This is a genomic window from Faecalibacter macacae (assembly GCF_003687725.1).
Lineage (GTDB): Bacteria > Bacteroidota > Bacteroidia > Flavobacteriales > Weeksellaceae > Empedobacter > Empedobacter macacae.
Map to the genome: position 1 here is coordinate 41,295 of NZ_RDOJ01000009.1, position 15,219 is coordinate 56,513.

Below are 15,219 nucleotides of genomic sequence, written 5' to 3' on the forward strand. Positions count from 1 at the left end.
ATAAGATTCCATGAATCGTATGTTCATTTGAATAATGCGTGTACTTTATATAAAATTGTTCCTATGGACCAAATTTTAAGTGATATGTTTAAAGAATTACAAAGCACCTTTTAATGAAGTTTGATTCCCTTCATTTTTACCTATTCTTCTTAAAATTCTCGGCCTGTTCCAATACATTCTTGTAAACATCTTCTTGCGTAATAGGAGGGTAACCAAACTCGTGAAGCTTGATAATAATATCCATTTTCAATTGTGCTTTAATATCATCTCGTTCAGCCCAATCAGGATATTGAGAGGCGTTGTCTACAATCTTTTTTATTTCACGAGCGAGTTCTAACATTTTATCTTTATCGAATTCAAATCCATAATTTTTACAAATGACATCCAAAATATCGTAGAAAGCTTTTTCTTCATAATCGATGCCTAAATCTTCAAATGAAGCCATTTCAGTGCGTAATTTGATGATTAAATCTAGCATTTGTTCTGCTGTATCAGCTTGTATACCATCATAATCTAAAATATCTTTTTCACTACGTTCGTTGTAACGATCCACAATGCTTTTCAAACGTTCAGCAAAATCTTGACCTTTCACTTTATTCACTTTTATAAAGTCAGTAATCGTTTGTTTTAGTAAACGTTCTAAGATTTTAATCTTTGTGTTCGGTAATTCAAGATTAGAGATTTTCTCAATGAATTTATCGTTAAACAAATCAATAGCATTGGCTTTATTATCATCCAGTTTAAAGATTTCCTCTACACCTTCAGATATTATCGCATCTTCTACCATTTTAGCTACTTTTTCATTCATTTGAGCCGTGTCAGGTGCTTCTCCTTTGGTCAACTTGACAACAATGGATTTAACGGCAAAATAAAAATGAATTTCATCCACTTCTTTTGGTGTGAATAATTCAGAACCGCTGACCAAATTATAAGCCGACTTTAATTTCTTCGTTACATTGACAAAAAATTTTTCCGATTCTTCCGTCAATAACACAAATTCAGATGCTTTTTGTAAACATTGCAAACGTTCTACAGGATTTCCTTCATAATATCCTTTGGCATCAAACGTATGAAAATACTGACGTAACAAATCCATTTGATCTCGAACCAGTATTTCAGCTTGTTTTAAGTCCTCAAAATCATCATCGGCAGTTTGGTTGTTGAACACGCCTAACGCTTTGTTCAAATTCTTTTTAATTCCAATATAATCAACCACTAATCCGCGATCTTTTCCTTCGTATTTTCGGTTGACACGAGAAATGGTTTGTATTAAATTGTGCGTTTGTAAAGGTTTATCAATATAAATAGTATCTAAAAAAGGAACATCAAATCCTGTCAACCACATATCTACTACAATCGCAATTTTAAAGTTGGATTTGATGTGTTTAAACTGTCGATCCAATTCTTTACGTTCATCTTTATTACCCAAAAGCTCCCAAAGCTCTTTTTCATCATCTTTATTACGTGTCATCACCATTTTCACACGTTCGATAGGTTTGATTTCTTTTTGCTCTTTCTCAGTTAATCCATCCGAAATATTTACTTCTCCCCATTCAGGTCGTAAGGCTAATATTTCTTGGTACAATTTATATGCAATGGTACGAGAAGCACATACAAACATCGCTTTTCCTGCAACGGTAGCACGTTCCTCGATACGTTTTTCGTAATGCGCAATAAAATCTTGTGCAATGGCTTTAATTCGATCCGTATCCCCTAAAACAACTTCCATTTTAGCAATCGCTTTTTGGCTGGCTTCTACATGATATTCAGAAGCGCCTTCGGCTACTGCATTTTCGTAATAGGCTTCAATTTCTTGCACCTTATTGTAATCTAAATTGACTTTAGCGGCTCTTCCTTCATAGACCAAACGAACGGTAATTTCATCATTTACAGACTCGAACATCGTATATTGATCTACCACCTCTCCAAAAACTTCTAACGTTTTGTCGATAGGTGTTCCTGTAAATCCTACATAAGTTGCATTAGGTAAAGAATCGTGTAAATATTTAGCAAAACCATAGGATTTTGTCACTCCTTTTTCCTCGTCAATTTTAATTTTTAAGTCTAAATTCACTTGTGACCGGTGGGCTTCATCCGAAATACAAATGATATTGGTACGATCGGATAAGATTTCAGCATCTTCAGCAAATTTCTGTACCGTAGTCAGATAAACACCACCACTTTCAATTCCTCTTAATCGAGATCGTAAATCGGCTCTAGATTCGATATTGATGATATTTTCATCCCCAATGAATCTCTTGGCATTGGTAAAATCTTTCGACAATTGGTCGTCTAAATCGGTACGGTCTGAAATGATAATAATCGTAGGACTTGCAAAATTGGTTGAACGCATCAATAGACGCGTTAAATACAGCATCGTATAACTTTTTCCACAACCTGTTGCACCAAAGTACGTTCCACCTTTTCCGTCGCCTTCAGGTTTACGGTGAGCTTTGATGTTTTGATACAACTTATTGGCCGCATAATATTGCGGATATCGACTTAAAACCTTTAGCTCTTTTTTAGAAGAATCAGGAAACAAAACAAAATGATGGATGATATCGACCAATCTTGTTTGGTTCAGCATTCCATGAACAATAGAAGTTGTAGTTTCTATACCTGTTAAAGCTTTTTTTTCTACTCCCGTAATTTTATTCCAACCGTAGTAAAATTCGTAAGGAGAAAATACTGTTCCGGCTTTGTTATTCACCCCATCACTAATCACACAAAACACATTGTATTTCAATAGTTCGGGTATATCTCTTTTATAACGATTAGTTAATTGTTCGTATGCTTTAAAGATTGTTATTTCTTCCTCAATTAATGTTTTAAATTCAAAGACCACAACTGGAATACCATTGATGTATAAAATCAAATCAGGAATTCGTAATTCAGTTCCTTGAATTTCAAGTTGATTGACAGTTTTAAATGTGTTATTGTCTACCGAATCACAATCGATATATCGTATATGTAAATCCTTTTTTTGTGGATTGTTACGTTTAAAAATAAATCCATCTGCCAATAATTTGCAAATGTATTTATTAGACTCGTACAAATTAGAAGTCGATTGAAATGCCAATTCATTGATGATGCTTTCCAATTCTATTTCTTCTAAATCTTCATAACGATCTTGTAAAAAAGCGCGCAAATCTTCCTTAATCAATACTTCTTGATTAGAAGTTCTTATTAATTCTTTTCCGTTAATATAGTGATAGCCTTCTGCATCCAAAAGGCCTATAAATGCTTATTCTAATTGTGATTCGGTGTATTTCATAATAGGTTATTTACATCCTTTATTTCCGTTGTAGCGGTTGGGGCAGTTGGGGCGGTTGGGGCGAATTGCAATTCGCCCTTACTTATGCTATTACTGTAATAGGTTATATTCGTCGTTAATCCATCGTTTAGGATTTTCAATAATGTAATTACTAATATTGATATAAGCCTTTTCATCTCTTATGATATGTTCATAGTAGTTACGTTGCCAGATTTTATAATCTAAGGATTTTATGATTTCCCTCGTTGTAGCGGTTGGGACGGTTGTGGCAGTTGGGGCGAATTGCAATTCGCCCTTACTATCTACGCCCTTACTATCTTCGCCCTTACTATCTTCGCCCTTACTATCTACGCCCTTACTTTCTTCTGTTCGTTTTACTATTTTTTTTATTCTTTTTATAGTAGCTATTTTATAGCCTCTTACGATTGCACCTATGGTTTGGGATGGCGATTTAAAAGCGCTTACAATATTACTAGATTCTTTTGGATATTGTATTTCTATAATACCATGGATATGATTAGGCATTACAACATATTCATGCAATACAACATTATCTCTAACCTCTTGCGTATGTAGCCATTCATCAACTGCAATTTGCCCAAATTCATTCAAATACATGATGCCATCTTTTATATCACCAAACAAATGCGCTCTATCTTGACAAACTAAAGTAACAAAATACAATCCCGCTTGGCTATAATCATAGCCAACCAAACGTATCGACTTTCGATGATGTTTATAAGGGTTGTATTGTTCCATAACTTAGCTATTTAAAAGTATAATATACTGATAGTTTTTTGTTGGGGCGAATTGCAATTCGCCCATACTATCTTCGCCCACTGTTTCAAAAATTTTGATTAAGCCTCTATCACCAAAAAATTAATAAAACTTTGTTCTAATTGTGATTCGGTGTATTTCAAAGAAATTTTTCATGTTGTGTTTTTTTGGCTTTTGTAATTAGTATAGTAGAAAGTGTTACAAATTTTATCTTTGTGTATAAAGGTTATTGATGTGTTTCTGTATCCAAACCGGTGCATATTTTACTTGCTTTTGGACCACTTGAGAGTTGAGCTGCACTATAGAAGGCTTTATTTTTTCTATAAAATCTTCGGTTACGTTGTTTTGGCCCACTTCTTTAAACGCTTGTACGATCAAATGCAACAATTCATCTTTGATGGCAAAACTTTTTGGAACCGTTTTTTTGAATTGAATGGTACGGTTTCCTATTTTAATTTCTCGTTGCGAACCATCGGACAGATACACCGCTTTTAGAGGAACTTGTGTGGTTAGCCCCAACAAATACAAAGCGAATACACCTGTTGGGGCAATTCGCGCTTTGTCGCGTTGTGCTATTTGCTTGGCTATTTCTTCCGTAGTAGGATAAAGAGTACCTAATAAAGGATCTCTTTTGGGTTTTAGATAAATGCCTTGAGCCAAACGTTCTAATATGCCTTCATTCACCAAACGAAAAAGCGTTAAACGGATATTACCTGGTGAACCATACGCATAGAAATCTTCAGCGAAAAATATTTCGCCTAATGAAGATTTTAAAATCTTTGTTTCTATTTGATTTTTAGATGATTTCACTTGGTTTTATCTTTATATTCTGTAACAAATTTAGTGAAAATTTGTTACAAAATCACGTTTGTTTAAATGACTGAGTAATGATTTTTTTATAAATTAAATAAAAAATCTATAATCATATTCTGAAGTTCCTATATTATTTACTAGTTTACCAATTCTAGCTATTTCATTAGATGAAAATATTGTTGCGGGCAATTGAGAATACATATTTAGGGAATTCCAATTCATTTTTGAAAGTCCTAATATTTCATTTGAAATTTGTTCTAAAGAACTATTACCATAATGTCTAATTATCTTTAATGGTTTAGGTATATACCTTCCTCCAGGATAAAAATTAAAATTATGGTTTTGAACTGCTGGAATTATTCCATGTGTCCATAGTAATGCTGAGTTATATGATAATTGAATACAAGTGCCTCTAGCCACTGAAAAACCATCTATTTTAGCTTCTCCATTTATAATTTTGCTAGAAACATATTTTATATCCTCTTCAAAATTAATTTCAATTAAATCAACATTTTCGACATTAGCATTTTCTAATAAACTATCACATATTCCATCTGTTTCCTCTTGAGTAAAAAAAGTTCTTTTATGTATCACAACACGCTTTGGTATTTCGTTCATTGATTCATAAAATAAATTAATAATTGATCTTCCAAAATCATATGCATCATCGTAAGACAAATGAGGTTTTTTGTCTCTCCATTGAATTTTATCATTACTTAATTTAGATAATTTATATTTTAATCCTTCACCATTTGAAGTGTATAAATGACTGCATCCTAGTACAATATGATTTTTATTTTGTTTATCAATACTATATCCAATTCCTGCGAATGCTGTTTCATTTGTTGAATTTTCAACTAACCAGGGTGTACGGAAAGATTTTACGTAAAATGATAAAGAAAGCCACCAAATTACTTGACATTCTTGTTTATAATCTAATATTGTTCTTTCTGTAATAAATTGAGATGTTAAACCTTTTTCTGCACAAAAAGCTTTTATATAATCATGTAAATCAAATGATTCTATATTATTAGAATAAGATGTGTAGGGTAACCATTTATTAGGAATAAAAATGACAATAATCTTTTGACTACCTGATGCACTTATTTTAAGAATTTCTGAACAAATAGTCTCTTTTATAGAATGTGAAATAGCTCTCGAATCATTTTGTAAATTAATCGTATTAATTTTTTTCCAATCCTCAGATTCGATTTCAGGTATTTTTAATTTCACTTTATAAGTGTCTTCAAACCCTTCGTAATTAATTACATAATTTTCCTTTGGATTGGTGGTTGATATTTTTTTATTCAATTTATTAAGAAAATTAAACAATTGATTACTATATTCATCAATACATAATACTGAAAGTTTTATTTCTTTTTTTAAAAAATGATTAACACCTGTTTCAAATGGATTATATTGAACTAACCCTTTCATTGGATGTGGTTCGAAACTTCTTTTACCTCCATTTACGGAACTAAATATCAAGTTTGGTTCTTTAAATTTTACACCTTTATAACTTATCAAATTTGCAGGTACATTATGTGATTCATCACGAGATTTTGTTAAATCATCAATTATAGTAAATATTGGATTCTTTGTTACCTTGAAACTAAAACCCGAATTAGAACTTATTGGATAATCAAATTCTGATGTATTGATAAATAATCTTTTTCTCCATTTATCTACATAGTCATTAAATTTATTATTCCATATTTGATGAAAATATTCTAATCCTATTCCATGTAAATCATTTTTAGATTCTACATAAAAATCAGGATTTAATGTCAAATAATACTGTTTATTGATTATTTCAATGTCTAAGCGAATAGCACTATATACCTTTTGTCCTTTAATAGTTTTCCAATCATTAGCATCCCATAATTTTCTTTTGAAATCAGTATTTAAATTACTACTAGAAGAATAATATTTACATAAAGATGAAAGAAACAAGTATATCAGATTATTAGATGTATTTGATATTTCCGTAATTGGTTTTCGACCTAACTTACCATTTATCAAATTTTCAAAAGCATTATGAATACTATCAGCAGTACCTAATGTCCAAATTTGATTGCCTATTGGAACTGCTGTAATATTTTTATTTGACAAAATATTTTCATTTAAATAATCCCATGTTTTTCCAGAAATTTTATGCTCAAAAACATAAACTTCTTTTGGAAATTGAATTGGAAAACAATTACTTTTTAAAACTGTACTAGATTTTCTTTGTACTAGATTAAATGGAGTTGACTCAATATTTTTACTACTATTTTTTACAATAGATTTAAATTCTTCATCTAATTCTTTATTAGATGCTAAAATTAATTGGCTAATTTGACGTATTGCAATATCAAAACCCTCTGTAGCTATGTAAAAAGCTTTATTTCTAGTCTTATTTGCATGGTTTATTAATTCAGTAACAGTTTTACTTTTATTTTCATGATAACCACACCAATATAGTCTACCACCACCATCTTTTGAATAAACATCTTTTAATGTATTCATTAATGAATGATCTCTACCACTATACCCTAAAACAATTAAATGTTTATCTGCTAAATATTCAATCATTTTTTCACGAAAAACTTCATCTTGCTTTTTAAGTTCTTCTTCTGTGTTTTTTAAATCACCATATTTAAAATCTCCGTGTAATTTTATAATAGGTAATTCGGAAATATTTTGAGCACGACTATTTATTCTTGAAGTATTATCTAAAGAAATATCTATAGATTGAAATCTCTGTGATATACAAGCATCTCGTATTAAATCATCGAAATTAGTTGTCCAAACACTATCTAAAAATCCAAATTTTGCTAATAATGCTGTTCCTTTATAACCTATAGATGGTTGAGCATTTGAACAAATTTTTTGAAAATACTTTCTTCTATCATCATCAATTGGAAAACATTCATTAGCGTAAAATGAATATTCTATATCTGAATCTTTGGTCGGAAATCTTCCTTGATTATCTAACCAATTCTGGATTATGTTTTGATTTTTTTTATTTTTAAAATTTTCTAAAGATTCATCTGAAATGTTATTATTAGTCTCGTAAATCATTTTTTTCCATTCCCAAATACAATCAGAAGCAGATTGTATTCCAGATGATATAGAACATCCAGCACCTAATAAAAATGCATATTTATCATTTTTAGAGATAATCAAGGATCTTTTGAATTTATCAAAATCTAATTCCATAAGTTTTTTTCTAGTAGTTAATTTTGAATATTAGTTAGTTTACCCCTCCAACCTCGCCAAGCGACTTAACAACAACGATTGAAGTTGGGAGTGTTTTGTATTTTTACCCAAAGAAGCAATGGAACTGATCTTCTTTTATAATCGCTAATAAATCTTGTAAATGATCAGCAATTGGGTGTGGATCGTACAACTCCCATTTGCCAGAAGCACGCATCCAATACAGTTTCCATTCATTTGTGGTTTTTGTATAGCGAATTTTTGCAAAATTGGACTGAATTAACTCATTCGGATTATTCCAAAATGGACGAATCGTATATAAAATGGCAGTATTCTTTTCCCAAGAATACCCAAAATCTAATTGTTTGCGTATCTCGTGATCTTCTGGTCGTAAGCCTTCTACAAATTGTTTAATATATGCTTCGCTAATACTAATTTCTTTTCCCATTTGTGTTGATTTTTATAGTAGTTTAGTTTTTCTTTACCCCTCCAACGTTGCCAAGCGACTTAACAACAACGATTAAAGTTGTGTGAGTTTTTGATTATGCTATTCTATTTATTCTATCAATATTAAAGTCCGATAAATTTAACTCCTTCAATTTATTTAAAGATAATCGATAAGGATACTTCCTTTCAGTTGGTAAGTGAGACAACAAATGTTTATAAATTATATCACCACGTCCATTAAAAATTTCTTCAAAAGTCCCATCCTTATTTATATTAATGGCAATAAAGTAGTCAGGCATTTTTGTTAAGTCCTTTGGAAAATAGAAATAGTTGTTGAATGAAGATTTAATTTGAACTTCCTTAGTTGAGTCACTGGTAAGAAAACCATCATATACCGCTTTATTATCTTTATGTAGGGTAATACCATAATATTCTGCGGCTAAAACTTCACCGATATCACCTACAAGCTTACCATCTAAAGTAAATTTCTTGTTATGATGGCTATATTTTTGTTGTAACTTTTCTATGGCTATAAAAAATTGCTCTAATTCATCTTTCATAAGTTTTAATAAATTTTAAGTCGTTTATTATTCATAATTACCCCTCCAACGTAGCCAAACGACTTAACAACAGCGATTGAAGTTGAGTGAGTTTTTGGTTTTGTTTTGATATTAATATAATTTCATCATCAATGTGATTCATTTTCTCATGAAAATCTTTGCTATAATTCTCGTTGTAAATCACTTTTAGATTAAACAATTCATCTTTATTTATAGAACTAAATATAGTTCCAGTACCATCACTTAATTCAAAATGAGATTTAAAGCTTTTCATTAAGTAAAATAAATATGATGATTCTTTTGAAGAAAGTGCAGCAATACCACGTCCGATACTACAATCACTATCAGCAATATTTAAATCACCTACTGGTGCTCTTACAGACATTAAAACATCTCCTTTCTTTGCATTTTTCTTTGATAAAGTTGTAAATATTCTAACTTCAGGAATTCTAAAACCAAAATCAGTTCTTCCTTGATAAAATATTTTACCATTACCTTTATCATTATAATTTTCTCCTTCTGGAGATTGTCCCATTGTAATCTTAGAAATATCTGATAAACTCTTCACCTCCCAACCCTCAGGAATTTCCTTTTCTAATTCTTCATTGAAAACCATTTTCCCTGCCGTCCTTAACTCCGTTTGCGGGGCAGGTAAACTGGTTTTTAGTTGAGTGATTCCGCCTGCTTTTTCAATTTGCCTGCTTATCCAAGTTCTACCATAGCCTGTTTTTAAATCTTTTTCTCTTTTTACAGCTTCTTCCTTTGTTGCAAAACTTTCCCAATGAATAACTTTTAAAGGTTTATTAAGTTTTGTCCATTCAGCACCTTCTCCCATATAGTGTTCGTAAAACCTACGGTATAAATCATTCGTCATTCCTTTATAAACAGAATCGTTCTCACATAAGATAAGATATACAAACCAAGTTTTGCCATCTGAAACGGGTAAACCACCCACCTTGCTATATGTACAAACACTTCCTATCTTAGTAATATATTCATCGATTGGCAGATTTTGGTTTACCTGCCCGTGAGGACGATAGCCCGAAGGAAGGCAGGGAAACTCAAAATCGACAAACCATTGCTTGTACAAGGTCTGAGCAGTAGCTTCCAACTTCTCGCAGATTTGTTCGTTGACTTTTATTTTGTTTTCTATCGCTTGGTATTGCGCTACAATTTCGCGTTGTTTCTCGATGGATGGAACAGGTAATTCTACTTCACATAATTCTTCCCAATCAAAAGATTCTCTTGTACTTCCATGCGAGTGATAACGTGCATAACGATCAAATTCTGGTCGAGAAAACCACATCATCAGATATTCAGGTAGCAATTCATTTTTATCTATTACTTCAAAAACAATATAGATTTGAGAAACCAAAGCCTTTTCATATTCATCAGCTAATGCAATAGATATTTTATCTCCATTTCTAGATGTAATGGTTCCGTATGCGAATTGCCCCTTTTCAATAATCTTATACGTAGACATATCCGTTCCAACAGTATTAGCAATGGAAGGAATCAATTTTTTAGTAATACTTACACCAAGCAATGTATCAACTTGTAAATCTCTGTTACGATTATTTACTTGTTGAATATAATTACCCAACTTTTTATAACTCATAGCCCAACGATTTAAATACGTTAGTTACTTCTTGTTTCAAAGCTTCTTCTTGCTGAAACAAGTCTTTCAATTCGGTTTGCAAGGCTTGCATTTGGGTATCGTAATCGATGTTTTCGTCACGGTTTACAAACTCAATGTATTTACTTGGCACCAACGAATAATCTTTTTTACGAATCTCTTCTAAGGTTGCACTATAGCAATATTCTGGTTCGTTCGTATAAGTCGTTGCCACATCTTTCTGTTGCCAGTTATGATAGGTTGCTGCAATTTGCTCAATATCTTGTTCGGAAAACTGAATGAATTTCTTTTCAAACGGTTCTCCTTTTTGGCGTAAATCCATAAACAACACTTCACCTTCGCGGTTACGGTACTGTCGGGGCGAATCGCAATTCGCCCTTACTTCAGTGCGTTCTGTTTTATTACGATTCAATATCCAAAGCGTTACCGAAATATCTGTAGAATAAAACATATTACGAGGTAGAATCACAATCGCTTCTACCAAGTCGTTTTCTATAATTTGTTTGCGGATTTTGTATTCTTCACCACCACCCGAAAGGGCGCCATTGGCTAAGATAAAACCAGCCACACCGTTTTGCGAAAGTTTCGAAATCATGTTCAAAATCCACGCATAATTGGCATTGGATTTTGGAGGAACTTCGTAACCAGTCCAACGTGGATCGTCTGTTAATTCGTTTTCAGCGCGCCAATCTTTTAAGTTGAACGGAGGATTTGCCATGATGTAATCGGCTTTCAATTCTTTGTGCTGGTCGTCACCAAACGTATCGGCCGCTTTGTTTCCTAAATTGGCTGAAATCCCACGAATAGCTAAGTTCATTTTAGCCAGTTTAAACGTAGTATTCGTTAATTCTTGTCCGTAAATGGAAATGTCTTTTTTGTTTCCTTGGTGCTTTTCAATAAACTTCAACGACTGCACAAACATACCACCCGAACCACAAGAAGGATCATAGATCTTTCCTTTATAAGGTTCAATCATTTCGGCAATCAAGTTTACAATTGATTTTGGCGTATAGAATTCTCCTTTCCCTTTTCCTTCGGCAATGGCAAACTTGCTCAAGAAGTATTCGTACACACGCCCCACAATATCTTGTGCTTCATCACGAAGCGTATCGATGTTGTTGATGGTATCCAATAAAGCCGAAAACTTAGATTGATCCAATCCCAATCGAGAAAAATAGTTATCAGGTAATGCACCTTCTAATGATTTGTTAGTACGTTCAATCGTTTTAAGTGCGGTATCTACTTTTAGCGTAATATCTTCTTGTTTGGCATTCTCAATAATGTAATCCCAACGCGATTCCTCTGGTAAATAGAATACATTTTCTGCCTGATAAAATTCTGGTATTTCTAAGAAGGCCTCTTTTCCTTCTGCAATCAATTCTTCTCTACGTTTGATGAATTTATCACTTGCAAATTTCAAGAAGATTAAACTCAACACCACGTGTTTATATTCGGATGGTTCAATTGAACCACGTAATTTATTTGCTGCATCCCAAAGGATTTCTTCTGTACTTTTAGTTTGTACTTTTTTTGCCATATTGTTATTCTGTACTTAAGTTGTAAATATACTAATCGTTTTATTGCTAATAAAATCATAACAAAAGATAATTACTTCCTATTAAACCTATTTGTAATGATAATAACAAACATAAATATTCACAACGTCAAAACAAGTCGTTTGGATAATAAATGTATAACAAAGAGATAGAATAGGAGAGGAGCAATTGATTATAGATTAGTAGTTTTTTAATCTACTAGTTAATGATGCTACATTATACATAAAATTAGTAAAGCCTCCGAAGTTGGAGGCTTAAATGAATGGATTTGAAGCAAAATTTATGAAGGAATATGGAATTTTGGTGTTAAATATCATCTATCATATTTTGAAGTTATTTCATGTATAAGTTCACAAGCTTCAAGTAATTTATGATAATCAAGGATTGATACACTGCAAACAAAGTCTTTTCCATAAGTGTCATCAGCCATTGCGGCAAGTATTAGATTAAGAAATGATTTACTAACCTTTTCAAATCGATGCTTTTTAAAAATATTTTAGAAAACGATATAGGGATTTTCAATCTCATTTAGATCTAAATAATTCACTTCTTGCAACCGTTTTTCAGAGAATTGATATTTGCTAAGATTCATTCTTTTAAATTCTTCTGGATTTAGAAAAATTTTATATCCTATTTTTATAATAGATTGAATAACAATGGTATCATATATAACCTCTGTAACTCTTCTTTTATCATACATGACATAACTTATGGAATACAAACAATAATGATCTAATTGTTGATGAAAATATTCCATACCTGCTTGTTCTTTTAGTAAAACTAAAAGTTCATACGGGCATTCAACCTGATCTTTCGTCCAATAATAGGAATCTAAAGTTAATTCAAACATCTTCATCATAAATTTCACGTTTAAAAATTAACCAGCAAGCATCTAACAACCTATTGATATTGATAAATGAAATACAAACATCTTCTGATGGGCTACTTGAAGCATTACCTAAGGCATGTTCCAAGATATCTTGTAGATCAAACTCTATTTGGGAAAGGGTTTGCTCTTTAAAAACTTCTTTGATTAGTAAGTATGGATTGAGATAATGCACATAAGTTAATCCAGATGCATAGACTAAATACTTCGAATGTAATACTGCATTAGATTCACTTTTACGTTCATATTGATCAATATTCCTTAAAATTTTAAAACTTGCTCGAGTCAATGATTTCAATACATTTAAAATTTTTAATGATTCAATTGGACTTGTATAGATTTCAAATTTTTTATCAAATGCATATTTTAAGATTTGATTGAAATTTGTTTTAATCGTTGTGAGCGATTTAAATTCAAAAATTGCTTGAATTAGTTCATAGGGATTTTGAATTTTCCTATTACACCAAGACGCTGCTGCCAATGAGATTTTTTCTTTTTTCATGAGATCTAATTTTTAAATTCGTTTGAAAATTGGAGATGTGAAAATAGTGTAGTAACTAATTGATCAATCAAGGTACAAATGGATTCATCTAATAGTAATTGACCTTCTTTTATAAATTCATTTTGTAAATTTTTAAATAAGGAACTAAGCTGATTTATTTCGGTAGTAGAAAATTGTTCAAGTAATGCACTGTTTGCAAAAATTATTAAATTCCAAAGTGTTATGAGGTTTTTTGATTGTGGTTTGTAAATGATTTCACTATAAATAAATGTTTTGAAATGATTCACTAAAAAATCAACTAACATTTTGTTGGAAATGTATTTTCTAGTGTTTTTACTTTCTAATATCGGTTTAATCTTGTATTCATAATGACACAAATTCAATTCGTATAATCCTTTTAAATCATCTATAGAACAGATTTCTTCATCGTACCAATGAATTTTAGGATAATAACCAGTGCTGAAAATTTTGTTCTTGGATTTCATTGCCTTTTTAAAAAAACATTGATATTTATAAAGTTTACATTGAATTTGATAGCGTGTATAGCAAATACTAGTTAAACAAACATCTTCAATGGGATTATGTTCTATGTGTTGCAAATAGGTTTTTAGTTCTTCTGTTACTTTCTGTTTAATTACAACAAATACATAAAGATGTTCGTGCAGTCCATTATTACCAAAAGTTGTGATTTGATGAAAAACAAATATTTCTTCCACCTCATCAAACTTTTTCAATTGATTTAAAGCTTCATGATGCATTAATTCATGATTAAAAACCTCATTTTTCTTTTCAACGCTTAGTATGCGACAACCATTATATTTCTCCGTATATTGTGAGATATTTTGATGCACTAACTTATAGAATAATTTCTGAATCTTTTGAAGACTTTTTCCAAAATCGTCGTAATAACCTGAATCATCATCATGAATGATATAATCAATTAAAAAGTAAGTTTGTTCATCTTTTTTAACCAATAGTTTTTTTACTTCTGGAATAAAACGCTCTAAAATCAACAAGCGTTGGGTTATTGTTTTACTTTCAAATGAAGTTCCGTAAAGCATGAGTTCTAAATACGTAATATCATTTGCAAACGCTTTTATGATAAATTGCCATGCGCCTTGTAATTTTTCTTTTATAAATTCTGTACTTATCTTATTTAATAGCTTATTTTTTTCTTCATAACTATTTTTTAATTTCATGTAATAGGTCTCATTTAAATACGTATAGAGGGTTATTTTTTCAGTACTGTACAAACAATTATCCTCATGAAGTAAATGAGCAAGTATGAAATCGTCAAAACGCTGTGAATATTCAAAATCTTTATTGTCAAGAAAGACCATTGAAATTTGATTTTCTCTTAAAATAGCGTTTTGGAAATCGACTGAAAATGATTTTTCAATTTCTTTTTTATCTTTTACTTTTAACCATAAAATGTGATAGTCCGTACGAGCGGTTTTATCAAACCAAATGCATTGAATTTCATGAGTACGAATACTTTCTTCTAATTTACAGTTCAATTCATCAGGTAAATGAACTGTTTTACTGAATTCTTTTTCTTGAATATTCATAA

General features: G+C 31.2%; 11 protein-coding genes. All 11 read right to left on the minus strand.

The window, feature by feature from the left end; all coding sequences use genetic code 11:
• Positions 1–136: 136 nt before the first annotated feature.
• Complete coding sequence (locus EAH69_RS07970) at positions 137–3,229, minus strand: type I restriction endonuclease subunit R (RefSeq protein ID WP_230466751.1); 3,093 nt, start codon at positions 3,227–3,229, stop codon at positions 137–139.
• A 135-nt stretch (positions 3,230–3,364) separates the two neighbouring features.
• Complete coding sequence (locus tag EAH69_RS07975; protein ID WP_121934668.1) at positions 3,365–4,033, minus strand: transposase; 669 nt, start codon at positions 4,031–4,033, stop codon at positions 3,365–3,367.
• Between the two features lie 225 nt (positions 4,034–4,258).
• Entirely contained in the window at positions 4,259–4,861 is a 603-nt protein-coding gene (locus EAH69_RS07980; RefSeq protein ID WP_121934669.1) for a DUF6088 family protein, read from the minus strand.
• Between the two features lie 93 nt (positions 4,862–4,954).
• Positions 4,955–8,065 carry an SIR2 family protein gene (locus EAH69_RS07985; RefSeq protein WP_121934670.1) on the minus strand — a complete coding sequence of 1,037 codons (3,111 nt, stop codon included), beginning with the start codon at positions 8,063–8,065 and terminating at the stop codon, positions 4,955–4,957.
• A gap of 103 nt (positions 8,066–8,168) precedes the next feature.
• Positions 8,169–8,510, minus strand: a complete 342-nt coding sequence (locus tag EAH69_RS07990; protein WP_121934671.1) for a DUF3024 domain-containing protein — start codon at positions 8,508–8,510, stop codon at positions 8,169–8,171.
• A gap of 94 nt (positions 8,511–8,604) precedes the next feature.
• Positions 8,605–9,069, minus strand: coding sequence for a DUF6998 domain-containing protein (locus EAH69_RS07995; RefSeq protein ID WP_121934672.1), 465 nt, complete (start codon positions 9,067–9,069; stop codon positions 8,605–8,607).
• Positions 9,070–9,106: 37 nt separating this feature from the next.
• On the minus strand, positions 9,107–10,687 hold the full coding sequence (locus EAH69_RS08000; protein WP_121934673.1) for a restriction endonuclease subunit S: 1,581 nt from the start codon (positions 10,685–10,687) through the stop codon (positions 9,107–9,109).
• Positions 10,677–12,242, minus strand: a complete 1,566-nt coding sequence (locus EAH69_RS08005; protein ID WP_121934674.1) for a type I restriction-modification system subunit M — start codon at positions 12,240–12,242, stop codon at positions 10,677–10,679. Before EAH69_RS08005 ends, EAH69_RS08000 begins: the two co-directional genes overlap by 11 nt.
• A gap of 515 nt (positions 12,243–12,757) precedes the next feature.
• Positions 12,758–13,120, minus strand: coding sequence for a hypothetical protein (locus EAH69_RS08010; protein ID WP_147439113.1), 363 nt, complete (start codon positions 13,118–13,120; stop codon positions 12,758–12,760).
• Entirely contained in the window at positions 13,104–13,649 is a 546-nt protein-coding gene (locus EAH69_RS08015; protein ID WP_121934676.1) for a hypothetical protein, read from the minus strand. The genes EAH69_RS08010 and EAH69_RS08015 overlap by 17 nt, the downstream gene beginning before the upstream one ends.
• A 5-nt stretch (positions 13,650–13,654) precedes the next feature.
• Positions 13,655–15,217: a hypothetical protein gene (locus EAH69_RS08020; RefSeq protein ID WP_121934677.1), complete on the minus strand. Its 1,563-nt coding sequence runs from the start codon at positions 15,215–15,217 to the stop codon at positions 13,655–13,657.
• Positions 15,218–15,219: the final 2 nt, after the last annotated feature.